This is a genomic window from Rahnella sp. CJA17(1/100), assembly GCF_963881615.1.
In the GTDB taxonomy this organism is placed as follows: Bacteria; Pseudomonadota; Gammaproteobacteria; order Enterobacterales; family Enterobacteriaceae; genus Rahnella; species Rahnella aceris.
The window spans coordinates 24487-50841 of record NZ_CAWOJA010000044.1 but is presented as its reverse complement, the minus strand read 5'-3'; the positions used below and the strand labels follow the sequence as shown (position 1 = coordinate 50841).

General features: G+C 54.6%; 24 protein-coding genes. 11 read left to right on the top strand and 13 right to left on the bottom strand.

What is annotated here, in order from left to right; all coding sequences use genetic code 11:
- Positions 1-279: 279 nt before the first annotated feature.
- The gene (locus AACU55_RS17045; protein WP_240785640.1) at positions 280-3144 is read left to right on the top strand and encodes an autotransporter family protein; all 2865 of its coding nucleotides are present in this window, start codon (positions 280-282) and stop codon (positions 3142-3144) included.
- Entirely contained in the window at positions 3092-3241 is a 150-nt protein-coding gene (locus AACU55_RS17040) for an autotransporter outer membrane beta-barrel domain-containing protein (protein WP_240785645.1), read from the top strand. The genes AACU55_RS17045 and AACU55_RS17040 overlap by 53 nt, the downstream gene beginning before the upstream one ends.
- A gap of 51 nt (positions 3242-3292) precedes the next feature.
- On the opposite strand, the gene nei is transcribed toward AACU55_RS17040, so the two are convergent.
- From nei to pxpB, 5 genes are read right to left on the bottom strand one after another with little or no spacing between them, the layout of a single operon-like run.
- Positions 3293-4087, bottom strand: a complete 795-nt coding sequence (gene nei / locus AACU55_RS17035; RefSeq protein WP_134705810.1) for an endonuclease VIII — start codon at positions 4085-4087, stop codon at positions 3293-3295.
- On the bottom strand, positions 4087-4737 hold the full coding sequence (gene pcp, locus AACU55_RS17030; protein ID WP_013576447.1) for a pyroglutamyl-peptidase I: 651 nt from the start codon (positions 4735-4737) through the stop codon (positions 4087-4089). The genes nei and pcp overlap by 1 nt, the downstream gene beginning before the upstream one ends.
- A 27-nt stretch (positions 4738-4764) precedes the next feature.
- Positions 4765-5502 (bottom strand): 5-oxoprolinase subunit PxpA, encoded by a 738-nt coding sequence (pxpA, locus tag AACU55_RS17025; protein WP_134705809.1) that lies wholly within the window; start codon positions 5500-5502, stop codon positions 4765-4767.
- Positions 5492-6421 carry a 5-oxoprolinase subunit PxpC gene (gene pxpC / locus AACU55_RS17020; protein ID WP_134705808.1) on the bottom strand — a complete coding sequence of 310 codons (930 nt, stop codon included), beginning with the start codon at positions 6419-6421 and terminating at the stop codon, positions 5492-5494. Before pxpC ends, pxpA begins: the two co-directional genes overlap by 11 nt.
- A complete protein-coding gene (gene pxpB, locus AACU55_RS17015) occupies positions 6415-7080 on the bottom strand; it encodes a 5-oxoprolinase subunit PxpB (RefSeq protein WP_013576450.1) in 666 nt (221 codons plus the stop codon). Before pxpB ends, pxpC begins: the two co-directional genes overlap by 7 nt.
- Positions 7081-7304: 224 nt before the next feature.
- Between pxpB and AACU55_RS17010 the strand changes: the two genes are divergently transcribed.
- A complete protein-coding gene (locus AACU55_RS17010; protein WP_134705807.1) occupies positions 7305-8756 on the top strand; it encodes an MFS transporter in 1452 nt (483 codons plus the stop codon).
- On the opposite strand, the gene AACU55_RS17005 is transcribed toward AACU55_RS17010, so the two are convergent.
- The 5 genes from AACU55_RS17005 to AACU55_RS16985 all read right to left on the bottom strand — a co-directional run bounded on the left by AACU55_RS17005 (position 8731) and on the right by AACU55_RS16985 (position 13311).
- Positions 8731-9474, bottom strand: coding sequence for a type 2 GTP cyclohydrolase I (locus AACU55_RS17005; protein WP_013576452.1), 744 nt, complete (start codon positions 9472-9474; stop codon positions 8731-8733). The genes AACU55_RS17010 and AACU55_RS17005 overlap by 26 nt on opposite strands.
- A gap of 26 nt (positions 9475-9500) precedes the next feature.
- Complete coding sequence (locus AACU55_RS17000; protein ID WP_134705806.1) at positions 9501-10484, bottom strand: MBL fold metallo-hydrolase; 984 nt, start codon at positions 10482-10484, stop codon at positions 9501-9503.
- A gap of 33 nt (positions 10485-10517) precedes the next feature.
- On the bottom strand, positions 10518-11948 hold the full coding sequence (gene phrB / locus AACU55_RS16995; RefSeq protein ID WP_134705805.1) for a deoxyribodipyrimidine photo-lyase: 1431 nt from the start codon (positions 11946-11948) through the stop codon (positions 10518-10520).
- 21 nt (positions 11949-11969) lie between these two features.
- Complete coding sequence (locus AACU55_RS16990) at positions 11970-12923, bottom strand: YbgA family protein (protein WP_112151674.1); 954 nt, start codon at positions 12921-12923, stop codon at positions 11970-11972.
- 181 nt (positions 12924-13104) lie between these two features.
- Positions 13105-13311: a YbfA family protein gene (locus tag AACU55_RS16985; RefSeq protein WP_013576456.1), complete on the bottom strand. Its 207-nt coding sequence runs from the start codon at positions 13309-13311 to the stop codon at positions 13105-13107.
- A 409-nt stretch (positions 13312-13720) separates the two neighbouring features.
- Between AACU55_RS16985 and AACU55_RS16980 the strand changes: the two genes are divergently transcribed.
- The 6 genes from AACU55_RS16980 to kdpE are packed head-to-tail and all read left to right on the top strand — an operon-like array spanning position 13721 to position 21622.
- Complete coding sequence (locus AACU55_RS16980) at positions 13721-13810, top strand: K(+)-transporting ATPase subunit F (protein WP_071823630.1); 90 nt, start codon at positions 13721-13723, stop codon at positions 13808-13810.
- Positions 13811-15499 (top strand): potassium-transporting ATPase subunit KdpA, encoded by a 1689-nt coding sequence (gene kdpA, locus AACU55_RS16975; protein ID WP_134705804.1) that lies wholly within the window; start codon positions 13811-13813, stop codon positions 15497-15499.
- 43 nt (positions 15500-15542) lie between these two features.
- Complete coding sequence (gene kdpB / locus AACU55_RS16970; RefSeq protein WP_013576458.1) at positions 15543-17609, top strand: potassium-transporting ATPase subunit KdpB; 2067 nt, start codon at positions 15543-15545, stop codon at positions 17607-17609.
- Positions 17610-17642: 33 nt separating this feature from the next.
- Positions 17643-18221, top strand: a complete 579-nt coding sequence (gene kdpC / locus AACU55_RS16965) for a potassium-transporting ATPase subunit KdpC (RefSeq protein ID WP_173362110.1) — start codon at positions 17643-17645, stop codon at positions 18219-18221.
- Positions 18222-18239: 18 nt separating this feature from the next.
- Positions 18240-20936, top strand: a complete 2697-nt coding sequence (gene kdpD / locus AACU55_RS16960; RefSeq protein ID WP_013576460.1) for a two-component system sensor histidine kinase KdpD — start codon at positions 18240-18242, stop codon at positions 20934-20936.
- Entirely contained in the window at positions 20933-21622 is a 690-nt protein-coding gene (gene kdpE / locus AACU55_RS16955; RefSeq protein WP_013576461.1) for a two-component system response regulator KdpE, read from the top strand. The genes kdpD and kdpE overlap by 4 nt, the downstream gene beginning before the upstream one ends.
- On the opposite strand, the gene AACU55_RS16950 is transcribed toward kdpE, so the two are convergent.
- The 3 genes from AACU55_RS16950 to seqA form a co-directional block, all read right to left on the bottom strand.
- Positions 21612-22328, bottom strand: a complete 717-nt coding sequence (locus tag AACU55_RS16950) for a PadR family transcriptional regulator (RefSeq protein WP_134705803.1) — start codon at positions 22326-22328, stop codon at positions 21612-21614. The two genes, kdpE and AACU55_RS16950, sit on opposite strands and share 11 nt — an antisense overlap.
- 183 nt (positions 22329-22511) lie before the next feature.
- The gene (gene pgm, locus AACU55_RS16945; RefSeq protein ID WP_134705802.1) at positions 22512-24155 is read right to left on the bottom strand and encodes a phosphoglucomutase (alpha-D-glucose-1,6-bisphosphate-dependent); all 1644 of its coding nucleotides are present in this window, start codon (positions 24153-24155) and stop codon (positions 22512-22514) included.
- A gap of 24 nt (positions 24156-24179) precedes the next feature.
- Positions 24180-24734, bottom strand: coding sequence for a replication initiation negative regulator SeqA (gene seqA, locus AACU55_RS16940; protein WP_037037064.1), 555 nt, complete (start codon positions 24732-24734; stop codon positions 24180-24182).
- Positions 24735-24975: 241 nt separating this feature from the next.
- On the opposite strand from seqA, the gene ybfF reads away from it, so the two are divergent.
- Positions 24976-25758 (top strand): esterase, encoded by a 783-nt coding sequence (gene ybfF, locus AACU55_RS16935; RefSeq protein WP_134705924.1) that lies wholly within the window; start codon positions 24976-24978, stop codon positions 25756-25758.
- Between the two features lie 261 nt (positions 25759-26019).
- Positions 26020-26301 (top strand): LexA regulated protein, encoded by a 282-nt coding sequence (gene ybfE, locus AACU55_RS16930; RefSeq protein WP_015690259.1) that lies wholly within the window; start codon positions 26020-26022, stop codon positions 26299-26301.
- Positions 26302-26355: the final 54 nt, after the last annotated feature.

Below are 26355 nucleotides of genomic sequence, written 5' to 3'. Positions count from 1 at the left end.
CCTGTCCTAATATACAAGGCCGATGAATAATTCATTGGCCTTTTTATTTATTCAACCCAAAGAGACCTTAATTATATATTAAGCATAAATTAACGATTCAATATATCAGTACCAATATTTGACGCTTATCCTTCCGTGATATACCATCCCCCGAAATTCACCTGACAATAAACTCATAGTCATCAACAATATGATTCATTGCAATCCGCTAATTAAAAAAGCGTATTAATGAAACATGTAAGATAAACACGCCATTATTAAAACAAAGGACACGTTGACATGGAAGAATATCGGGAACATCCGCATTCATTTAAAAAAACATTATTATCGAGCGCCATATTTAGTCTTTTATTACCGTCTTCTATTGCACTTGCAACAACCACATTTTCAACCGGCATAACCCCTGCTGATGCCTTGAGTTTCGCTACGACAGGTACGGGCGATCACGCTTACACCATCACCGGCGCGGGTACAGAAGTTATTGTTGATGGTGAAATCACTGTCCCTGGAATACCTTCGCCAGTGCCCGTTCAATCCGTAGTTTCCACGACCGGCAGCGAAGCTTATGCATTCAATATTATTAGCGGAGGTAAGTTAATCCTTAATTATGCTGATGTCAGCACAACAGATTCCAGCAAAACATTTAACATTATTACTGGCGCATCAGCCGAAATTAATAATACCGACATCCGTACGGGCAAAGATGACAGCAGTGTTATTTATGTCTCAGATGTCGGTTCGACATTAACAGGTAATGATATACGTATCACCAGTGATGCCGCTCAGGCACAGGGAATTAATATCCAGTCGGGTGCATCGGTGAACCTGGGTAATGTAAACATAGAATTAACTAACGCAAAACATGCGCTCACCGTTTCTGACGCCACATTGAGCATTGAAAATCTCACGGTTAAACAAAACTCTGCAGGTTCCCAAAATGTCATTTATGCGTCAGGTTCCAGCGATGCCAAAAGAACTACCGTTGACATAATAAACGGCAACGTCGAAATGACCGGCACTGACGATATCATGGTGAATAGCAACGCCTATAGCGATGTGACGTTGACAGGCGGGACCTACACCACGACAGGCAATAATAACATCGGTTTTTTTGCCAGTCAGGGCGCAACGCTAACGGCCAAAAATATAGTGCTCAAGACCGAAGGTACCCGTTCAGCCGCTGCTGTAGCCACAGGCTCCGGGGCTATGGCACTTGATACCGCTGAGATCACCACAACCGGTACGGGAAGTAATCTGCTGGTAGCAATGAATGATTCTACCCTTGATGCCAATGCGGTTACGGGGATTTCTGCCGGCGAAGGGGCTTCCGCTGTCCGTTCCTATGCCAACAGCCAGATGACCATCAGCAACAGCGAGTTATCGGCCTCCGGTGCATTAGCAAATGGCATCTATACGCAGGGTTTTGATGCAGAACATCAGGCTATCGTGACGCTGGATAACAGTCTTGTCAGCAGCGCCACCAGCGAGGGAATACTGGCTGCAGGTGCCAATACCCGGATTAACGTGAACAACCGGTCAACCGTGCAAAGCGGAAACGGTATTCTGCTGAGAGCCGGAAGTTTCACAGATACTGATACGGGCGTTACCGCGCAAAGTCAGGTGAATTTATCTGCCAGTAATTCTTATATGGAAGGCGACATCATTGCCGATACCGGCAGTGTTGTGGATGTCTATCTTAACAGCAGCTCTGAATGGCAAGGCATCACCGCCAGTACCAACAGCATTAATATCGACGATTCCAGCCGGTGGACGCTGACCGGTGATTCCACGATTTCGCAGATGAACTCCGGTGGCACCACGTTCTTCACACATAACGGTAATGAATACTCTGAACTTACCGTGAACAGCAATATGACCGGCGACGGCACATACCGTATCAATACCTATCTGGATGACAGCAACTCGCCGACAGACAAGATCCACGTAACGGGCGACATTACCGGTCAAAATACCTTGTTTGTCACCAGCACAGGCGGCAACGGTAACTATACACAGGGCAACGGGATTGAAGTGGTTACCGTGGATGGAACCAATACCCAGGGAACCAATGCCTTCACGCTGGGGAATTCTGTTTCAGCGGGTGCGTTCAACTACGGGCTGCGTAAAGGTGATATCACCACCGGTGAGGGTGAAAACTGGTATCTGAGCACCTGCGCTAATTATGATTGTTCAACGCCGATCCCTGCCCCTACGCCTGATCCAACGCCAGATGATAATCCGGACGCGAATCCTGACGCCAATCCGGATGTGAACCCAACTCCGATGCCATCCGACGACAACCAGCCATGGCGTGAGGAAGTGCCGGGATATATCGCGGCACCGGCGCTGAATATGCAGTATGGCTTTGATGCGATTGGCACTTATCACCAGCGTACCGGTGGTGATGTCCTGCATAAAGACGGCGCATGGGGTCGGATTGTCGGTACTCACACCGAGAATGACGCAGGCCGTTACAGCTATGATACCGATACCTGGTATGCGCAGTTAGGGATGGATCTGATGTGGGATAAAAACGAAGCAAACACCGAACGCAGTGCCGGTATTCTCGTGACACTCGGACGTCAGAATACCGACGCGGAAGACAGCCTTCGCAGCAATAACCCGATATATTCCGTACAAGCTGGCAGTGTAGACAGCGACATCTACAGCCTCGGCGGTTACTACACGCTAAAAGCGCAGGATGGCGGCTACATTGACGCGGTGGGTATGGGCAGCTGGTATAAAAACAGCTATGACAGCACGCATGATGCCGATCAGGACGGTTATGGCGTCGCGTTATCAGTGGAAGCAGGCAAACCCTTTACACTGCATAAAAATCTGAAAATTGAACCTCAGGCGCAGGTGATTTATCAGTATCTGAATCTGGAAGATTTCAACGATGGCATCAGCAATGTCTCCGGCGTATCAACCAGTAATGCGCAGGCACGCGGCGGTGTGCGGTTGTTCATGGATAATCCAACCTGGACGCCTTATCTGACGCTGGATGCCGTCACGACTATTGGCGATGAACCCGAAGTACAATTCGCGACTCAACGGCTTAAAGCGGAATTCAGCGACAACTGGTGGCAGACTGGCGCAGGGCTGGCGCAGGGCTGGCGCAGGGCTGGCGGGCAAACTCAGTGAAAACACCACAATTTATACAGACGTCCGCTACCAGAAAGGATTTGATTCAGATCTGGAAGGTTACAGCGGTAATCTGGGTATCAAAGTGAATTTCTGATTCTGAAAACACTGAGCAAGGGCACTCCGGTGCCCTTTTCTTTTTTATCTTTCAGACCTGACACACCGGACACCAGAAGAATGGTCGCGATGACACACTGGTTTTCATGATCGGATCGCCGCAACGTTCACATGGCTGGCCTGTGCGGCCAAATACCTTAAAACGGAACAGCGCGCCGTGATGCACATTTTCATCCATCGTACCTCGCGTGGCGTACGACAACCGCGCAACAGACAAACAGGCATCGGCCAGCGCATCCCGTTCCGTGTCATTCAGCTCTTTCGGTTTATGATCCGGCAGCAGTTTCGCCAGCCAGAGAATTTCCGCCCGCAGATAATTCCCCAACCCGGCCAGAAAAGCCTGATCCAGCAACATTCCGCCTAACTGCCGGTTGCAGAATTTAGGCGAAAGTAACCGTTCACGTACCTGCACGACTGTCAGTCGCTCATCCAGCACATCCGGGCCGATACGTTGCAGGAACGGATGCTTTTCGATTTCCGCCGTATCGTAAATACTGATTTCGGACGCGCTGTAGAGCAAAATCGCCGCTTCGGTGGTTTCCAGCTTTACCCGCAGCGAGCGTTTGGTTTCTTTCGCCACTTCACCGGCATTGACCACCCGCCAGACGCCGTAAAGCTGATTGTGGCTGTACAACGTCAGTCCGTTGGAAAAGTGCGTCAGCAGGGCTTTCCCCCGCGTTTCAATCGACGTGATTCTGGTTCCACGCAGCGCTGACTGATAAGGTTTCAGGGCCGGAAACGCAAACCAGACATCCGTCAGAGGCTTATTCACTACCGCCGTAGCCAGCACATCGGCCGCACGGCGAATTTCAGGACCTTCAGGCATCAGTGAGTCGCACCCCCGGCAATTTTCAAATCTTGTTCCGTGTGCAGCGCGATGGCGATCGTCAGCTCAAGGGCGTTCAGAACAGTATGTACTGACATACTTGGCGCCCCCGGATGATGCGCGGCCTGTTCAGGCAGATAAGGAATATGGATAAAACCGCCCTTCACCACCTTACAGGCAGGCTGTGCCAGACGGTGCATCAGGCCGTACATCACGTGGTTACAGACATAGGTACCGGCGGTTTGTGACACCGATGCAGGGATCCCCGACTCGCGTAATCCGTTGACAATTGTCTTGATCGGCAGAGTAGAAAAATACGCCGCCGGGCCGTCGCTGACAATCACCTCATCCACCGGCTGATTGCCGTCGTTATCGGCAATACGCGCGTCATCGACGTTGATCGCCACGCGTTCGATGCTGAAATCATTGCGGCCACCGGCCTGTCCGACGCAGATCACCATTTCCGGCAGCACTTCATCGATCGCCGCATTCAGCGCATCAATGGCTTTGCCGAACACGCACGGCAACTGACGAACCACAATCTGCGCGCCCGACAATTCCAGGTCACCCAGTTGCTTTACTACTTCCCATGATGGATTAACGCGCTCGCCGCCAAAAGGCTCAAAACCGGTGACTAAAACTTTACGCATAGAGGTACTCCTCAGATTCTGCAAAAATCAGCCTGCGCTGATCTGAATATCCTGTTCAGCAAACGCGTGCCTTAACCGGCGGGCAAACGTCAGCGCGTGCTCACCATCACCATGCAGACAGACAGTCTCCGCATTAACGGGCACCCAGACACCTTCGCGGCTGAGCACTTTTTGTTGCTGTATCATCGACAATGTCTGATCCAACGCCAGTTCGTCGCTTTCGATCATCGCATCAGGCTGAGTGCGCGGCACCAGTGATCCGTTGTTCTGATAACGCCGGTCAGCGAACACTTCCTGACGGGTTTGCAAGCCAAGGCGTTCACCGGCACGAATTAATTCGCTGCCCGCCAGCCCGACCAGACGCAATGCCGGATCCACCGCATGTACCGCTCGGGCGATGGCATCCGCCAGCACGGCTTCGGTTGCTGCCTGGTTGTACAACATGCCGTGCGGCTTTACATGCACCATGTGTCCGCCTTCCGCACGGGTGATGGCAGCCAGCGCACCCAGCTGATACACCACCTGCACATACACGGTTTCGGCAGGGAGTTGCATGGCGGTGCGGCCAAAATTTTCCCGATCAGGGAAACTCGGGTGCGCGCCAATCGCCACACCGTATTTCAGCGCCCGGCGCACGGATTGCTGCATGGTCTGCGCGTCACCGGCATGAAATCCGCAGGCGATATTGGCTGAACTGACGAGCTGCAACAGCGCCTCATCATTCCCACAGCCTTCGCCTAAATCGGCGTTAAGATCAACAACCATGCAGCCCCCGTTTAATCTGTTCGATAAAGAGTGATTGCTCACGTAAGGCCTTCTGCGCGTCTTCCGGTGTGCATTTGACGAAATGAATCGGTTCGCCCAGGCGGATTTGCGCCAGATTATACAAATCCGCCTCAATAACACAGGCAATACGCGGATAGCCGCCAGTAGTCTGAGCATCGGCCATCAGAACAATCGGCTGGCCACCATGTGGCACCTGCACAACGCCCGGCAATAAGCCGTGCGACAGCATTTCACGGTCAGTTTCGCGTTTCAGGGTATGCCCGTGCAGACGGTATCCCATACGGTTACTTTGCGGGCTGAGCTGCCACGCGGCGCGCCAGAATTCATCGCGCGACTTCTCGCTGAATTCCTGATACTCCGGCCCCGGCAATGCACGAATGCGGTTGCCAAACAGCAACTGTTTAATGCCACCGGTTTTTTGCGGTTGCCGGAACGAATCACCGATGGGCAACATATCGCCATCCTGCAACGGACGCCCGTGGAAACCGCCGAATTTGGCTTTCAGATCGGTACTGCGTGATCGCATAACTTCCGGCACATCAATGCCGCCGGAAACCGCCAGATAGCTGCGCATGCCGCGGGTGGGCATTTTCAGAGTCAGCACCTGCCCCGGTTTCACTTCGTAACACCAGCCGGTCCACACCTCTTTACCATCAAGTTGTGCGTGACAACCGGCGCCGGTCAGCGCGATCCAGCCTTCGCGGTGAAACCCGGCACTGAACTGACCAAGGGTAATTTCCAGCGCAGCCGCATTTTCGTCATTGCCAACCAGCAGATTGGCAGACCGCAGCGCCGGGGCATCCAGCGCACCGGACTGACTGACGCCCTGCTGGCGGTAACCATTGCGGCCTAAATCCTGCACCGTGGACAACATCCCGGCGCGTAAAACCTTCAGCATACGCCCTCCTTCTGTGGCACAAAACGCACGCTGTCGCCCGGCAGCAATAATGTCGGCTGTTCCCGCAGCGGATCAAACATCGCGATGAGCGACTGGCCGATCAGTTGCCAGCCCCCCGGGGTCTCAAGAGGATAAATACCTGTCTGACTGCCGCCAATGCCAACCGAACCCGCAGGCACTGACAGGCGCGGTTCGCCGTGACGTGGCGTGGCAAGTGTCGAAGGCATGCCGCCCAGATAAGGGAAACCGGGCTGGAAACCGAGAAAATAGACGATGTAATCAGCACCTGCGTGACATTCGACGACCTGACGCGGCGTCATGCCGGTATGACGCGCCACGTTGTCCAAATCCGGTCCCTGCGTACCCCCGTAAATCACCGGAATTTCAATCAGCCGCGATTCAGGCTCGATGGCTTCGCTTTCTTCCCACCAGTTTTGCAGACGCTCAATGGCATCCAGCGCCGAACTTTGCGCCTCGGAGAGTAATACCGTCAGATTATTCATGCCGGGAATGACTTCACGCACGCCCGGATACGCGGCTCGATCCTGTAAACGTTGCGTCAGCCCCCAGATCCGTTGCTGGCTTACCAGTGATACCGGGGGTTCAAGTTCCAGCACTACCGCGCGTTCGCCCAGCAGGTAACATCGTGCTCGTTGCACTCAGGCACTCCTTAAAGAAGGGTTGTGGATCATTGGGTTATTCATCGAATCAATAGCGTGAGATTTGTTATCAGTTATGCGTGAAACAGAGTGCTGATGTCAACTCATCTGCCTCTTTGCGCAGGCGACGGAGGTTTCGCCCGCCGCCTGCAACTGCTACTCTCAGAAACGTTGCTGTTTTTTAGCGTTTGGATAACGCCTTCGTTACACAATAGGGATGGCCTGTGAGAAAACCATTAGCACTCTTTTTTCCGCTCTACACCACGACATTACTGATGTTACTGGGTTCCGGCCTGCTGACGACTTACATTTCCCTGCGTCTTTCCGCGATTCATGTCAGCGGCGCGATGATCGGGGCGATCATCGCAGCCAACTACATCGGGCTGGTGATCGGCGGCAAAGTCGGCCATATCCTGATCGCCCGCGTCGGCCATATTCGTGCCTACGTTTCCTGCTCCGGCATTATCACCGCCGCCGTGCTGGGCCATGGCCTGACTGACATCATCCCGGTCTGGGTGGTGCTGCGCCTGATCATCGGCTTATGCATGATGGTGCAATATATGGTGCTGGAAAGCTGGCTCAACGATCAGGCCGAAGCCAGTCAGCGCGGCGTGGTATTCGGCTTTTATATGGTGGCGTCTTATCTCGGGATGGCGCTTGGTCAGGTCGTACTGATGCTCAACAGCGATTTAGGCGTCAGTACGCTTATCGTTATTGCCTTGTGTTTTGCCCTGTGCCTGGTGCCGATTGCGCTGACTACACGCACCAACGTCGGCCATATGTCGCCAGCGCCGATGGAACTGAAATTCTTTATTGGTGCTATCCCCAAAGTGCTGGCTATCACGTTGCTGATTGGCATGGTCGTCGGTTCGTTCTACGGGCTGGCGCCGATTTACACCAGCCAGCAATCGCTGAGCACACAACAAACCGGTCTGTTTATGGCGCTGGCGATTTTCGCCGGGCTGCTGGCACAGTTCCCGCTCAGCTGGCTTTCCGATCGCTATAACCGCAACATGCTGATGCGCATAAACGCCATCCTGCTGGCCGTTACCGCCCTGCCGCTGGCGTTGTTCAGCCACATCTCATTCCCGCTGTTGCTCGCCATTGGTTTTGTCGTCAGCCTGATGCAGTTCACGTTGTACCCGCTGATCGTCGCACTCGCCAATGACATGATCGAACCGGAGCGTCGCGTCTCGCTTTCAGCCTGTCTGCTGATGGCTTTTGGCGTCGGCGCCTGTATCGGCCCGCTGGCAGTAGGCGCGCTGATCGAACCGCTGGGTGGCAATATCCTGTATGCGTTTTTTGCCCTGTGCGGTGCCGGGATTGTGGCACTGAGCCGGACGTCGAAAAAGGAAGAAGAAACACAGATGGCGGTCGATGCACCGGTTCCGCACATCGCCATGCCGGACAGCCTGAGCAGTTCCCCGCTCTCGCCTGCGCTAAACCCGGCGTTTGACGAACAGATGATTCAGGAAACCATGCCCGCACCGGAAAACGTGGTGGAACCGCAGGTTGAGGAAAGCGAAGCCGCAGAGGAAGAAGAAAGCAAGTATCCACCGCAGGGCGCAGACCCCGAAGTGGATACCGGATTACAGCGGGCGTTCACCCTGCTGGAAGACAACGTTTCTGAAGAGACGGTCAAAAGAAAAATTAGGCAGGATTGTCGATGTCGATGAACATGACGTCTAACCCGTGTTCCGCTGCCAGCCATTCGCCCAGCGCTTTCACGCCATAACGTTCGGTGGCGTGATGGCCTGCGGCAAAGAAATGCAGGCCCATTTCACGGGCAATATGAATGGTTTGTTCAGACACTTCGCCGCTGATAAAGGCATCGACGCCAAATTCTGCGGCTTTCTGAATGTAGCCCTGACCGCCACCGGAACACCATGCCACGCGACGGATTTCGGCAGGTGCATTCTGTGAACTGTGCAGCACGTTGCGATCCAGCGTCACTTCAATGCGCTGGCGGAATGCTTCACCGGTCAGTGGTTTTTCCAGCTCGCCCCACGGCAACAGCAGGGCAATTTCCCCCTGCACGTCGATACCGAACAGTTTCGCCAGTTGCGCGTTATTCCCCAGCTCCGGATGGCCGTCCAGCGGCAGATGGTAGGCGTACATGTTGGTATCCGTTGCCAGCAACGTCTTAAGACGGTTACGCTTCATGCCGCGGATTTCAGCCGGTTCGTCTTTCCAGAAATAACCGTGATGCACCAGAACCGCATCAGCTTCGACAGCAATTGCGGCATCCAGCAGATCCTGCGACGCCGTCACGCCGGTCACCACGCGCTGCACTTCACGACGCCCTTCAACCTGCAATCCGTTCGGTGCGTAATCTTTGTAATTGCTGATATCTAGTTTCTGATTAATCAGCTTTTCAAGCTGGAGATTATTCATGGCGTTTCTCGTTATTAATGGATGGTCTACTTGATCTCTAATTTATCACCCTGCGCCATCCTGACAAAATTCACGCCCAGATTATTCCCTTTTTCCAGCTGCGCCATGATCGCCTGTTCAGGATCTGCCCCGGCTTTCAGGCTGGGTTTAACGTGGCTGATAATCACCGTCAGGCCTTTCAGCGAACCTTCGCCACCGGCATATTGTTGCAGCGTTCCCAGCTCTTTCAGCAGCCAGTGCGGCGTCAGATGCCCAAACAGTTTGCTGTCGGGTACGCCATCGGGATACGACGTTTCGATAATCAGCCCTTTCAGCCGTTGTGCTTTCACTTCATCGCCCAGCATGCGCCACACGGTATCGAGATTTTTTGATTTCTCGACTTCATCCGGGCCGGTGTCGCCGAAGAAGGCAAAAGACTGATTATTGCGGCTGACCAGGATCATGCTGGATGGCGTACCGCCGTGACTCAGGGGATAAATACTGCCGTCCAGCCCGGTCAGCCCGAGAGAAAATCTCTGTGCCGGACGCTGCTGGTTGAGGCGATAGGTGCCGATACGTAAACCACTGCCGGAGTCAGTAAAGTTCGGCCAGACGCGACCATTGAAATAATGCTGACGCAGCGTGCCAATGGTATCGGCCATGCCGTAAATCGGTTTTTTGCTGTCTTCCGGCGAGCTGATAATCAACCCTGCAAGATGGTCGAGATGACCGTGACTGATAAAGTATCCGCCAATCAGGTTACGGAAAACCGCGCCCTGCGGGGTCAGCGGTGCGGCATTTTCGGCGGTGACCTGCGGAAAACTGCCTTTCTCCAGCGCCTTGCGGATGCCCGGTAAAACAGAACCGGCATCCAGTCCGAGATAGAGTTTTTGATCGTCACTTCGGATCAGATAGGAGGTGAGGTTACCTTCTTCGACGCCGCCGTTCACGCCGAGCGCCACAACGTCAAATCCCGCGTTGGCCTGGCCCGCCCAGCATGCCAGCATCATCGCCAGCAGGTATTTTTTCATCACATCGCTCCTTGTCGTGGTGAGAGAGTAAAGTCAGTCTGACCGGTTTTTTGCCGCCTCAAACGCCGCGAGCGTGTCTTTTCTCGCCTGCGCGTGATCAATAACCGGCAGCGGGTAGTCTAGCACGCGATGATGTTTTTCCGCCCAGCGATGCGGTTGATGAATGTCTCTTTCCGGCACATCCGCGAGTTCAGGCACCCAGGCTTTGATAAAGCATCCGGTTTTATCAAAACGTTCGCCCTGTGTCGTCGGATTGAAAATACGAAAATACGGCGCGGCGTCGGTACCCGTCGAGGCACCCCACTGCCAGCCGCCGTTGTTGGCCGCCAGATCACCATCCAGAAGTTGCGACATGAAATAGCGTTCGCCTTCACGCCAGTTGATCAGTAAATCCTTCACCAGAAAACTGGCGACAATCATACGCAGACGGTTATGCATCCAGCCCGTCGCATTCAGCTGACGCATAGCCGCATCTACAATCGGATAACCGGTTTTCCCGTCTTTCCACGCCTGCAAATCATCGGGCGCATGACGCCAGCGCACGTTGTCAGTCCATGCAACGAACGGCTGATGCTTGCAAAGTTTCGGCCAGGCGACGATCAGATGGCGGTAAAACTCGCGCCACACCAGCTCATTCAGCCAGCCGAACGCGCCGCCGTCGGTTTTCTCCAGCACGTCCGGGCATTCAGCGCGCAGACGGTTCAGACACTGGCGCGGCGAAAGCACGCCAATGGCCAGATACGGCGAAAGCGAACTGGTGCCGTCGACCGCCGGTAAATCACGTTGTTCGAGGTAATCCTGCACCTGTTCACGACAAAAACTGCGCAGCCGGTTACGCGCGGCTTCCTCGCCAATCGCAAAATGATCGCCGATATCCGCCAGCGGATAATCGAACGGCATCAGCCGGTGTGTCACCACTTTTTCAGCATTTCCTCGTGTCTGTGGCGCAGGCAGCGAACGGCTGTCAGATTCGGTCAGGCGGGATAAAAACGCGCGGCGAAAAGGCGTATAAACCTTGTACATTTCATTATTGCCGGTCATTACCGAACCCGGCGGCAGCAGCAGACTGTCGTCAAAAGCGTGGCAGATGACCGATTCACTGACCGCGTTCTCCAGCGCCGCATCACGCTGACGCTCGTTGATTTCATACTGTTTGTTATAAAACAGCGCATCCACTTTTTCGGTTTTGCAGAAATCTTTCAGCCACGTCACGCTGTCGGCAAAATCATCACACTGGTGGTAATGCAGACCGATGCCACGCTCAGCCAGCGCATGCTGTAACGCCTGAAGATGTTGATAAATAAACATCGCCTGCCGCGGTGCCATTTCATGTTGTTTCCACTGTTCGGGCGTGGCAACAAATACGGCAATAACACGCGCCTGTGGGTCTTCACAGGCCGCATGCAACGCGCGATTGTCGGTTATCCGCAGGTCATTACGGAACCAGACTAAATGCGTGGTCATATTTTCCCTTTTATATCCGTATTAATGTCCGTATCGAAGTTTTAAAGCTTCCGGATAAGGCTCGAAATAACGCTGGTCAGCCAGATAGGCATCCGGGTATTCCGACATGTAATGTTTGAGCAAGGTGATCGGCGCCAGCAACGGCTGCATGCCCTGGCGATAGCGGTCGATCAGGCCCGCAAGTTCCTGACGCTGCGGCGAACTCAGCTGTTTGCGGAAATACCCCTGCACATGCATCAGCACGTTGGTGTGATTGCGACGCGTGGCTTTGTGGAGCAACAGGTTCATCAGCCGTAACCGGTATTCAGTGAAGTAGTCCTCAAGAGAGTCCCACTCTGCCATCGCAGCCACAAAGCGCCCCAGCTCACGATATTCCGGCTGAGAATGGGCCAGCAAAATGAGTTTATAACGGCTGTGAAATGCCATCAGTTTGCCGCGCGTCAGGCCACTTTCGCGAAGCTGGTTCAGTTCAAACAGCGCAAAAACGCGCTCAACAAAATTCTCCCGCAGCACCGGATCGTTTAACCGGCCATCTTCTTCCACCGGCAACCACGGATGCTGTTTCATCAGCTCGGCGGTATACATCCCGATACCGGCTTTTTTGGCATCTTTACCGTTAGCGCTGTACACCCGCACCCGCTCCATCCCGCAGCTCGGGGATTTTGCACAGACGATATAACCGCAAAGGCCGGTCAGCGGCGCCACGCGTTTTTCGGCGTAACTCTGCATCTTTTCGGTGACGTCGATGCTCTCGTCATTGCTGAAACGCATCACGATACTGTCATCCATTTTCACCAGACGCAGCGCCGGACGCGGCGTCGGTAAGCCTATCGCCATTTCCGGGCAGATCGGTTCGAACCGCACATAAGGCGCCAGTTGCTCTACGGCAAACGCCAGACGCTTATGCCCGCCATCAAAGCGGACATTTTCACCCAGCAGGCATGCACTGATACCAATCGGAATTGTTTTCGTCATTGTCGGCGCCTTGTGTCCCAGAAAGGAAAGTAAGAGGTGGCATTGATTCATCACCCTTATGTATAACTTTAGCACAAGTTATACATAAAAATAATATTGTACAAGTTTATCGACAGGCAATAAAAAACCCCGCGGGGAACGGGGTTTCTGGCGCCTCCCCTTCGCAGGGGAGAGAGCTAAATCAGTAAAAGTCTTGGGTCGCCATCTCGGCATGACTCAGCCATACCGGCTTATCGCTGGTTTTCATCCAGACGCGGTGTAAATAGCTGTAAAAACGGGCGCGGTCAGCGCGGAACAGCATAACCGGCAGAGCCAGAACACCGGCAGCGATAACAAAAGCGCGGCGGGCCAGTATGCGGGTCATTGTGTATGGCGTGTAATCATTCATCGCGTTGCTCCTGTGAAATTTGCAAAGTTTTCGGAAACTGTAAGTTGTGAAAAATATACTGCAATTGATGAAATTTTACTACTCATCTGACCACTTTAAAGTGTAAATTTTCGCCAATTTTGGCCTCTCGCTGTAATTGAGTTACAAAATGGTTAAATAAATACGCAATTCAGGTTAACCGCCAATTCCTAAGTCATTGGAATGACAGCAAGGCAGCAGGCGAAGAAATCCCGATGAGCGGACTCAGGTCAGTGATTCGGGTTAGTGAGTGCAGGTAACGCCGCTGTGGCTTTAAGGACGAAGGAATTTTTATACTTTTTTTACACGCAGGAACGCTTTCTTTTCAGGATCTTTTCCCGCCTTTCCTTATTCTCGCCACAACATAAAAACACACCTGTGGAGGTGGATTGTGAGTGTTGGCGTAATCTGCGGCGCATTACTGGTTCTTCTGCTGCTCGGCTATCTGGTTTATGCCCTGCTGAATGCGGAGGATTTTTAAATGGCTGCAACCGGATTCTTACTGATTGCCAGTTTTATGCTGGTGCTTTTGCTGCTGGCAAAACCACTGGGTAACTTTATTGCTCAACTGATTGAAGGACAGCCCGGCGCATTTATTCAGCGCATAGAAAACGGTGTTTTACGCACGTCTGGCAGCAGCAATGCTGAAATGAACTGGTGGCAGTATGCACTGGCGATCATGGTATTTAACATTCTGGGCATTATCGTGCTGATGGCGCTGCTGATGGCGCAAGGCGTATTGCCGATGAACCCGCAGCATTTCGGCGGATTGTCATGGGATCTGGCCTTTAATACCGCAGTGAGTTTCGTGACCAACACCAACTGGCAGGCTTACAGCGGCGAAAGCACGCTGAGCTATCTCAGCCAGATGGTCGGGCTGACTGTGCAAAACTTCCTCTCCGCAGCGACCGGTATCGCCGTGGCGTTTGCCCTGATCCGCGCCTTTGCCCGCCCTTCAGCACACACCATCGGCAATGCCTGGACGGATTTATGGCGCATCACACTGTATCTGCTGCTGCCGGTGTCTTTCCTGCTGGCACTGTTTTTCGTCAGTCAGGGGGTACTGCAAAACTTCGAAGCGTATCAGCACATCACCACACTGGAAGGCCTGCAACAGACCTTACCTATGGGGCCGGTGGCTTCGCAGGAAGCCATCAAAATGCTCGGCACCAACGGCGGTGGCTTCTTCGGTGCCAACTCTGCCCATCCGTTTGAGAACCCGACCGCACTGACCAACATGGTGCAGATGCTGGCGATTTTCATTATCCCTTGTGCCTTGTGCTTCGCTTTTGGCCGCGTGGTCGGCGATAACCGTCAGGGGCACGCGCTGGTCTGGGCGATGTCGGTGATTTTCGTGGTGTCGGTCGTGGTAGTGATGTACGCCGAGCTCAAAGGCAATCCGCACTTCATGGCACTTGGCGCCAGCAGCAATTTTAATATGGAAGGTAAGGAAAGCCGCTTCGGCATTCTGGCCTCCAGCCTGTACGCCGTCGTCACTACGGCGGCCTCGTGCGGTGCGGTCAACGCCATGCACGATTCCTTTACCGCACTCGGCGGTATGGTGCCGATGTGGCTGATGCAGATTGGCGAAGTGGTGTTCGGCGGCGTGGGTTCCGGCCTGTACGGCATGCTGCTGTTTGTACTGCTGACGGTGTTTATCGCCGGGCTGATGATTGGCCGTACACCGGAATATCTCGGTAAGAAAATCGACGTTTACGATATGAAGATGACCGCGCTGGCAATCCTGGTGACACCGACGCTGGTGCTGCTCGGCACGGCACTGGCGCTGGTCACCGACGCCGGTCGCGCAGGCATTTTAAACCCCGGCGCGCACGGATTCAGTGAAGTGCTGTATGCGGTGTCTTCCGCCGCCAATAACAACGGCAGTGCGTTTGCCGGGCTGAGCGTCAATACGCCGTTCTACAACCTGTTGCTGGCAGCCTGTATGTTCTTCGGCCGCTTCGGCGTCATCATTCCGGTGCTGGCGATTGCCGGTTCTCTGGTGATGAAAAAACGCCAGCAGGCAGGCAACGGCACGTTGCCGACATCCGGCCCGCTGTTCATCGGTCTGCTGGTCGGTACCGTGTTGTTAGTCGGTGCACTGACCTTTATTCCGGCGCTGGCGCTGGGACCGGTGGCAGAACATTTGCAGGTCTGGTCAGCACAGTAATGCTGCGTAACTCGTTGAACTGATGAATATAGAGACTAAAAAGATGAGTCGTAAACAACGTGCGTTATTTGAACCCCGTCTGATCCGCACTGCCCTGCTGGATTCGGTGAAAAAACTGGATCCCCGTGTTCAGTGGCGCAATCCGGTGATGTTCGTGGTGTATCTGGGCAGCATTCTGACCACACTGATCTGGCTGGCAATTCTGCTGCACCGGACCGACGGCAGCGCGGCTTTTACCGGCAGCGTGTCGCTGTGGCTGTGGTTTACCGTGCTGTTCGCCAACTTCGCCGAAGCACTGGCGGAAGGCCGCAGCAAGGCGCAGGCGCAGAGCCTGAAAGGCGTGCAGAAAACCAGTTGGGCGAAAAAAATCTACGAACCACGCCCTGAATCGCCGGTGATTAAAGTCGCCGCCGATACCCTGCGCAAAGGCGATTACGTGCTGATCGAAGCAGGCGATACCGTGCCATGCGACGGTGAAGTGCTGATCGGCGGTGCGTCGGTGGATGAAAGCGCCATTACCGGTGAATCTGCACCGGTGATCCGCGAATCCGGCGGCGACTTCTCCTCGGTCACCGGCGGGACGCGCGTCTTGTCAGACTGGCTGGTGGTCGAATGTTCGGCGAACCCTGGCGATACCTTCCTCGACCGTATGATTGCGATGGTCGAAGGTGCAAAACGCCGCAAGACGCCAAACGAAGTGGCGCTGACGATTTTGCTGGTGGCGCTGACGCTGGTGTTCGTGCTGGCTACCGCCACGCTGTATCCGTTCTCGCTGTTCAGCGTTGACGCCAGCCATGCCGGTATTCCGGTCACGGTCACCGTGCTTGTCGCCCTGCTGGTGTGTCTGATCCCGACCACCATCGGCGGTTTGCTGTCGGCGATTGGCGTGGCGGGTATGAGCCGCATGCTGGAAGCCAACGTCATCGCCACCAGCGGCCGTGCGGTGGAAGCCGCCGGTGACGTGGATGTGCTGCTGCTGGATAAAACCGGCACCATCACGCTCGGTAACCGCCAGGCATCGCAGTTCCTGCCCGCGCCGCAGGTGACGGAACAGGAACTGGCCGATGCCGCGCAGTTATCCTCTCTGGCTGATGAAACGCCGGAAGGCCGCAGTATTGTGGTGCTGGCGAAGCAGCGCTTTAACCTGCGTGAACGCGATATTCATTCGCTGAATGCAACCTTCGTGCCCTTCTCCGCGCAGACCCGCATGAGCGGCGTCAACGTCGGTGACCGCAGCATCCGTAAAGGGGCGGTTGACGCTATCCGTCGCCATGTGGAATCCAACGGCGGTACCTTCCCGAAAGCCGTCGAGGGGCTGGTGGAAACCGTGGCGCGTAAAGGCGGCACGCCTCTGGTGGTAGCAGAAGGCGCTAAAGTACTGGGCGTGGTTGAGCTGAAAGATATCGTCAAAGGCGGTATCAAGGAACGCTTTGCCGAGCTGCGCAAAATGGGCATTAAAACGGTGATGATCACCGGGGATAACCGCCTGACCGCCGCCGCCATCGCCGCCGAAGCGGGCGTGGATGATTTTCTGGCTGAAGCCACACCGGAAGCCAAACTGGCATTGATTCGTCAGTATCAGTCAGAAGGTCGTCTGGTGGCGATGACCGGCGACGGTACCAACGATGCGCCGGCGCTGGCACAGGCCGATGTCGCGGTGGCGATGAACTCCGGGACGCAGGCAGCGAAGGAAGCCGGGAACATGGTCGATCTCGACTCCAACCCGACCAAGCTGATTGAAGTGGTGCATATCGGTAAACAAATGCTGATGACACGCGGCTCGCTGACCACCTTCAGTATTGCCAACGACGTGGCGAAGTATTTCGCCATTATCCCGGCGGCGTTCGCGGCAACCTATCCGCAACTCAATGCGCTGAACGTGATGCACCTGACGTCGCCGTCTTCGGCCATTATGTCGGCGGTCATTTTCAACGCCCTGGTGATTGTGTTCCTGATCCCGCTGGCGCTGAAAGGGGTGAGCTATAAAGCCATGAGTGCCGCCGCCCTGTTGCGCCGTAACCTGTGGATTTATGGTGCGGGCGGGCTGCTGGTGCCGTTTGTGGGTATCAAGCTGATAGACGTGATCCTGACCGTTTTACATCTGAGCTGATTTTTAAGGAAGACCATTATGTCCGTTACAAGAATGTCCTATGTGCGTCCGGCTCTGGTGATGACAGTTCTGCTGACGCTGGCGACCGGCGTCGTTTATCCACTGCTGACCACCGGCGTTTCAGAGCTGGTATTTCGCCCGCAGGCGATGGGTTCGCTGATTAAAGACAGCGGCAATAAAGTGATTGGCTCAGAACTGATCGGGCAGAATTTTACCCGCAATGATTACTTCTGGGGCCGTCCGTCCGTCACCTCCGATTCGCCGTATAACCCGATGGCGTCGGCAGGGAGTAATCTGGCGGCCAGTAACCCGGCGCTGGATCAGGCAGTGAAAGACCGCGTGGCAGCGCTGCGCAAAGCCAATCCGCAAAGCCCGGCGACGGTGCCGGTGGATCTGGTGACCAGCAGCGGCAGCGGACTGGATCCGCAGATTTCAGTGGAAGCGGCACAATGGCAGGCTCCGCGCATTGCTGCCGCACGCGGGCTGCCACTGGCGCAAGTGAATAAATTGATTGATGATAATACATCATCACCGCTGATTGGTTACCTTGGCCCCGACGTCGTTAATGTGCTCGGCCTGAATCAGGCGCTGGATGAACTGAAAACCCATTAACCAACCTCACAGGATGATATGACAGAAGATCGCCCCGATCCCGACAGCCTGCTGGCGCTCGCCAACGAGAAGCCACGCGGGCAACTGAAAGTCTTTTTCGGTGCCTGCGCGGGCGTCGGTAAAACTTTTGCCATGTTGCAGGAGGCGCAGCGCCTGCGCGCCACCGGCCTCGACGTGCTGGTTGGCGTGGTGGAAACCCACGGCAGGCAGGAAACACAGGCGCTGTTGCCGGGGCTTTCTCTGTTACCGCCGAAACGCATTCAACACCGCGGACGTCAGGTGCAGGAGTTTGACCTCGACGCTGCGCTGGCACGACGCCCTGCCCTGATCCTGATGGACGAACTGGCGCACAGTAATGCTGCCGGTTCGCGCCATCCGAAACGCTGGCAGGATGTCGAAGAGTTACTCGATGCCGGTATCGACGTATTTACCACCGTGAACGTTCAGCATCTGGAAAGCCTGAACGATGTGGTCAGCGGCGTCACCGGCATCATTATTCGTGAAACGGTTCCCGACCGTCTGTTTGATGGCGCCAGCGAAGTCGTGCTGGTGGATTTACCCCCCGACTCCCTGCGTCAGCGCCTGAAAGAAGGCAAAGTTTATATTCCCGGTCAGGCCGAACGCGCCATCGAACACTTCTTCCGCAAAGGCAATCTGATTGCCCTGCGCGAGCTGTCCCTGCGTCGTACCGCCGACCGGGTGGACGACCAGATGCGCGAATATCGCGATGATCAGGGCATCAGCCGTGTCTGGCATACCCGCGATGCGCTGTTGCTGTGTATCGGTCACGGTGGCGGCAATGAGAAATTAGTCCGCGTCGCCTCGCGCCTGGCAGCGCGCCTCGGTTGCGTCTGGCACGCGGTGTATGTCGAAACCCCGCGTCTGCACCGTTTGCCTGAAGGTCAGCGTCGCGCCATTTTGCGTTCCCTGAAACTGGCGCAGGAACTGGGGGCAGAAACTGCCACGCTCTCCGATCCGCAGGAGGAACAGGCGATTTTGCGTTACGCCCGCGAACATCGTTTGGGCAAAATCATGACCGGCAGACGTCGTGAAAAGCGCTGGAAATTCAGCGCCAGTTTTGCTGATAAGCTGGCGGAAATCGCGCCCGACCTCGATTTAATCGTCGTCGGGCTGGAAGATGCACCGGTCACGCCCCTGCGCAAAGAGCAGGACTCGCGCACGTTTGCTGATCGCTTCAGTCGCCAGTTGTGGGGCTGTGCGCTGGCCGTGGCGCTGTGCGCGGTGATCACCGTGATGTCGCAATGGCTGGTGCCGACGTTCGATCAGGCCAATCTGGTCATGGTGTATCTGCTCGGCGTGGTGATTGTCGCGCTGTTTTATGGCCGCTGGCCGTCGGTGCTGGCGGCGGTGATTAACGTCATCAGCTTTGATCTGTTTTTCGTGCAACCCCGTGGCTCGCTGGCGGTGACTGACGCGCAATATCTGGTGACTTTCGGCGTGATGCTGACTGTCGGCATACTGATCGGGAACCTGACAGCAGGGGTGCGTTATCAGGCGCGTATCGCCCGTCACCGTGAAAAGCGTGCGCAGCATCTGTATGAAATGTCCAAAGGATTGAGTCAGTCGCTGACACCGGAAGCCATCGCTCAGACCAGCCGCCACTTTATTTCTTCCAGTCTGAATGCCAAAACTGCCATTTTGCTGCCACAGGAGAACGGTGAACTGGCGCAGCCTGCGGGTGAAATCACCTCGATTGTGGTGGATGACGCTATCGCCCGCTGGAGTTTCGACAAAAAATTGCCAGCCGGTGCGGGCACGGATACCCTGCCTGGCGTGCCGTACCAGCTTCTGCCGCTGATTGCATCCGGCGAATCACGCGGCCTGCTGGCGGTCGAACCGCCGAATATCCGTCAGCTGTTAGTGCCGGAACAGCAGCGTCTGTTGCAAACCTTTACCGTGCTGATTGCCAATGCGCTTGAACGTCTGCATCTGGCTGCCAGCGCGGAAACGGCACGGCTGGAAACCGAACGCGAACAATTGCGCAACTCGCTGCTTTCAGCGCTTTCCCACGATTTACGTACCCCACTGACGGTGCTTTTCGGGCAGGCGGAAATCCTCACGCTGGATCTGGCGTCGGAAGGCTCGAAACACGCACCGCAGGCCAGCCAGATCCGCCAGCAGGTGCTGAGCACCACGCGGCTGGTGAATAATCTGCTGGATATGGCGCGCATTCAGTCCGGCGGATTTAATTTGCGCAAAGAGTGGCAGTCAGTGGAAGAAATCACCGGCAGCGCATTGCGGATGCTCGAACCCGTACTGGCGCACGACAACATCGAAATTGATTTGCCGAAGGAAATGGTGTTGGTTAACTGCGATGCCAGCCTGATTGAACGGGTGCTGATCAATTTGCTGGAAAATGCCCATAAATATGCCGGAACCGGTGCGACAATTGGCATTAAAGCCACGCCGCTGGATGAATGGCTGGAGATGGAAGTCTGGGATAACGGCCCTGGTATTCCGGCTGGCGCCGAGCACACCATTTTCGAAAAATTCGCCCGCGGTAATAAAGAATCCGCCATTCCGGGTGTGGGGTTGGGATTAGCGATTTGTCGTGCCATTATTGAGGTGCACGACGGACGGATCTGGGCGGAAAATGGCCCGAACGGCGGTGCGCGTTTTCGTTTCAGGCTGCCGCTCGAGGCATCGCCGGAGATGGAAAGTGACATGGAATCAGACATCGACGAGGTATCGTGAGCGCATCCCCGATAAATATTTTAATTGTTGAAGACGAAAAAGAGATCCGCCGCTTTGTGCGTACGGCACTGGAGGCGGAAGGCCTGCGGGTATTTGAAAGTGAAACGCTGCAACGCGGGCTGATTGAGGCCGGCACGCGTAAACCGGATCTGGTTATTCTCGACCTCGGTTTACCAGACGGTGACGGCCTGACCTATATTCGTGATTTGCGCCACTGGAGCGCCATCCCGATTATTGTGCTGTCGGCACGCACCCGTGAGGAAGACAAAATTGCCGCGCTGGATGCCGGTGCCGATGATTTTCTCACCAAGCCGTTTGGCGTGGGTGAACTGCTGGCGCGGGTTCGTGTGGCCCTGCGCCGCCATACGGGCAGCGCGCAGGAAAGCCCGCTGGTGACGTTTTCTGATGTGACGGTAGATTTGATCAACCGGCGCGTACAGCGTAACGGTGATGATTGTCATCTGACGCCGATTGAGTTTCGTCTGCTGGCCGAACTGCTGGCGAACAGCGGCAAAGTCATTACTCAGCGTCAGTTACTGAGCCACGTATGGGGCCCGAATTACGTCGAACACAGCCATTATCTGCGCATCTACATGGGGCATTTGCGCCAGAAACTGGAAGCCGACGCCACCCGGCCACGTCATTTACTGACCGAAACCGGCGTGGGCTATCGCTTTATGCCTTAGGTTCGTCAGTCTGCGGTTTGGTTTCGGCAAATTCGGCTTCCAGACTTTCTGCAGCCTGCTGCAAAATCGCACTCACCCGCACCACCTGTTCCGGCGTTAAATCCGCACGCATCATGTTACCGCGCAGTGCATGCCTCAGGCGGTGCATCGACTCATGAATGCCCTCTGCCAGGTTGTTTTCACGCGGACGCTGTGCGCCAGCCAGACGGGCAAAAATCACATCAACCACCGCCTGATGTTGCGCCAGTTCCACTTTACCGGCTTCGGTGATCTGATAACTTTTCCGGCCATTGCCGGTGGCGACAGGCTCGAGGAAATCCTGCTCTTCCAGCAGCGTCAGCGTCGGATAAATCACGCCAGGGCTTGGTACGTAAAGACCTGACGATGCCTCTTCAATCGCTTTGATCAACTCATAACCATGGCTCGGTTTTTTCGCCACCAGCGCCAGCAGGACGCGGCGTAAATCACCGTGTTCGAACAGACGATGTACACCGCGTTCGCCACGACCACCCCGACGACCTTCGCCACGCCCGCGATGTTCATGCCCTTCCTCACCCCGGTCTTCCCCACGATGACGACCATCACGGCGTAACATGTGACGCTCGCTGTGATCACTGCGTTCTGATTCATGACGGCAATGGCCGCGATGCCCTTCTTCCCGGCTACCGTGACCGCGATGGCGGCCTTCAAACATTTTGCTAAACATAATTTATGTCCCATTTAGATATATCGAATCATTTCGATATATCTAAACTAGATCGGTTTTCAGAAACTGGCAAGCCGAAAAACGCATTTAGATAACTCTTTTTGATGTCTGAACTTCCGCCAAAAAATGGACAAAAAAAAAGCGCTGAATAATCAGCGCCTTTGATGAGAAGCAGAGAACGGCTTATTTAGCGTCGGCAAGCACTTTGCTGACGATTTCTACCGCTTCTTTCTCGATTTGCTCACGGTGTTCAGCACCGAGGAAGCTTTCACAATAAATCTTGTAAGCTTCTTCTGTACCGGACGGACGAGCCGCGAACCAGCCGTTTTTGGTCATCACTTTCAGGCCGCCGATGGACGCACCGTTGCCCGGTGCATTGGTCAGACGGGCAGTGATCGGGTCACCGGCCAGCGTGTCGGCTTTCACCTGTTCAGGAGAAAGTTTAGACAACGCGGCTTTCTGCGCATGAGTCGCAGGTGCCTGAATACGGTTGTAGCTTGGTGCGCCAAAGCGGGCAGCCAGCTCATTGTAATGTTCCTGCGGATTCTTACCGGTAACGGCAGTAATTTCCGCCGCCAGCAGGCACATGATGATGCCGTCTTTGTCGGTAGACCACGGCGTGCCGTCGAAACGCAGGAAAGAAGCCCCTGCACTTTCTTCGCCACCAAAACCGAAGCTGCCGTCAAACAAACCATCAACGAACCATTTGAAACCAACCGGCACTTCCACCAGTTTACGGCCCAAATCTTCCACCACGCGGTCGATCATCGCACTTGAGACCAGCGTTTTACCGACGGCAACGTCTTTGCCCCACTGCGGACGGTGCTGGAACAGATACTGAATCGCCACCGCCAGATAATGGTTCGGGTTCATCAGACCCGCAGGCGTCACGATACCGTGACGGTCATAGTCAGGATCATTAGCAAAGGCCAGATCGAATTTATCACGCAGCGCCAGCAGACCCGCCATTGCGGATTCGGACGAGCAGTCCATACGGATCACGCCGTCGTGGTCGAGATGCATGAAACGGAAAGTCTGATCGACTTCATCGTTCACCAGCGTCAGATCCAGTTTGTAATGCTCCGCGATGCGTTTCCAGTATTCGATACCGGAACCACCGAGGGGATCCACACCCAGTTTCAGACCCGCTTTCTGAATCGCGGCCATATCAACGATGTCGGTCAACCCTTCGATAAACGGCTGAACCAAATCTTTCGCTTTCAGATGACCACTTTTCCACGCCAGATCCAGAGACTGACGTTTCACACCTGTCAGTTTCGCGGCCAGCAATGCGTTAGCACGTTTCTCAATCACGGAGGTCAGATTGGTATCCGCCGGACCGCCGTTGGTCGGGTTATATTTGATGCCGCCATCTTCCGGTGGGTTGTGCGAAGGCGTGATGACGATGCCATCCGCCAGCGCGCCGCCGTTGCGGTTATGCGTCAGAATGGCGTGAGACACAGCCGGTGTCGGCGTAAACCCGTTGTTTTCCTGAACAATGACATCAACGCCATTGGCGGTCAGCACTTCCAGCACGGAAATAAACGCCGGTTCAGACAACGCGTGCGTGTCTTTACCCACGTAGCATGGCCCGGTGGTGCCCTGCTCTTTACGCACTTCGGCAATCGCCTGAGCAATCGCCAGAATATGCGCTTCATTAAAGCTGTGACGCAACGCGCTACCGCGATGGCCGGACGTGCCGAATTTCACAGCATGCGCCGTGTTTGCCGGATCCGGTTGCAGAACGTAGTACTGTGACGTTAACTGCGCCACATTGATCAAATCGCTTTGCTGAGCAGGTTGCCCTGCACGGGGGTGATTAGCCACTGGCGCTTCTCCCTTACGCTGAAATTAAAGGGTGCCGCAAACTTTGTCAGTCAGTTCCGTCGGGAACTGCATGAGCTGCATGATGTGTTCAATCATGCTGCGTTTGCGACCTGTGTTGGTATTCGTAATAACCCAATACGGCGTTCCGGGAACGTGTTTAGGCTTGGTATGAATGCCGTTTTGCAGCAAGGTTTGCTGGTCACCGGCAAAGTAAGTCCGCGTGCGCCCGGTCAGAGAGTCGGTCGCCGTCGCAAATTCTTTAGGGTTCAGGGTATACAAGGTCGAGAGGATCAGCATAAAACGGTTAACCGCTTTAGTCTGTTCTGCGTATTCGTCGGACAGCAACAGTTCACGAACGGCGCGGACTTTATCACGCGACGTCGGTGCGGCGGCGGCGGCAGGTTTTTCCTGCGCGACAGTTCCGGCGATAACAGAAGTGGTCACTGGTACGGCAGGAGCGGTCTGACCGGCAGTAAACTTCAACATACGGCGTAAAATATCAGACGCACTTTCACCGATTGCTTGCGTGTGGCTGGCAATGTAGCGGTAGAGTTCTTCGTCAACCTCAATAGTTTTCATCTTTATCCAGTACTGTTTTTCTACTTAATTCATTCGAAAGGATTATACAAATTTCTACGCAGTAACAAACAGAGGAATTGCGCCGCGAAGTAAAATCCAGACAACTTCCCGATTTTGCTGCATGCAGGCTCCGGCCCGTTCTGCTCCTGGTAGTCAAATCCCGCTCAGGCATCTGGCAGAAACTTTCTGTTTTAAAAAATTATCCGCAAGTCATGATAACCTAATGAGATTGTTTATCTGTATGAACTTCTCTATGAAATTACATTATCGCCTGCAAGAATCTGAAGTCGCTGGCAGCACTGCACTGCCGGTTTTGCTCATCCACGGATTGTTCGGCACCCTTGATAATCTGGGCATTCTGGCCCGGGACCTGAGACAACAGCATAACGTGTTACAGGTGGATTTGCGTAATCACGGCCAGTCAGGACGTTCTGATGAAATGTCTTACGCCGCCATGGCGCAGGATTTAGTGGAAACGCTGGATGCTGTTGGTTTCCAAAAAGTCATTGTGATCGGCCATTCAATGGGTGGGAAAGCGGCGATGGCGTTGACGGCACTGATCCCCGACCGTATCGAAAAGTTGATCGCCATTGATGTCGCGCCGGTGGATTATCACGTGCGTCGCCATGATGAGATTTTTGCGGCGATTAATGCCGTGACCGAGGCAGGACTCCGCGACCGTACCTCCGCTACCGAATGCATGCGTACGTATATAAAGGAAGACGGCGTGATCCAGTTCCTGCTCAAATCATTCCAGCAGGGAGAATGGCGCTTTAACGTGCCGGTGCTGCTCAGTGAATACGAAACTATTACCGGCTGGGAAGACGTGCCTCCGTGGGATCGTCCGGCGCTGTTTATCCGTGGCGGGCTATCGCCGTATGTGCAGGATGAATATCGCGACGCGATTGCCCGACAATTTCCGCAGGCCAAAGCGCATGTGGTGGCGGGAGCCGGTCATTGGGTGCACGCGGAAAAACCCGATGCAGTACTGCGCGCGGTGCACCGTTTCATCGATGCGGCCTGAGGTTTAACATCCTGGGGATAAATTGTGCAAAAAGTCTGCACAGCTTAAGAAGTTATCATGAAATCAGGGTAATCAGGCGTTGTGAACCCCTGGTGCGCCAGTGTATGATTGCGCGCTATAATTTTGCCGCCCCGTTTACTCACAGTGAGTCGCGGGAGGTGAATTGGGTCAGGGTTTCTTAGCCCGAAATGTGTGAAACGCTCGTCAGGAACCGGCTTGCGGTTTTCCGATGTAAAAACTTCCCTGGTTGTACCGCTACCTATGGCAAAAGAACAACTGGATCGCACGACGATTGATCTGTTCGCAGATGACCGTCGTCCGGGGCGTCCAAAAACAAATCCGCTATCCCGTGATGAACAGCTCAGGATCAATAAGCGCAACCAGTTACGCCGCGATAAAGCGAGCGGCCTGCGTCGTGTGGAGCTGAAAATGAATGCCGATGCTGTTGATATGCTCAATAAGCTGGCAGAAGAACGCAATATCAGTCGTAGCGAATTGATTGAAGAGATGCTGCTGTCGCATCTTAACGGTCATGAAGGCTGATTGAAAAGCGGGTAACCCTCTCAGGCTACCCGTTTGTTTTTTCTTACTTATTCC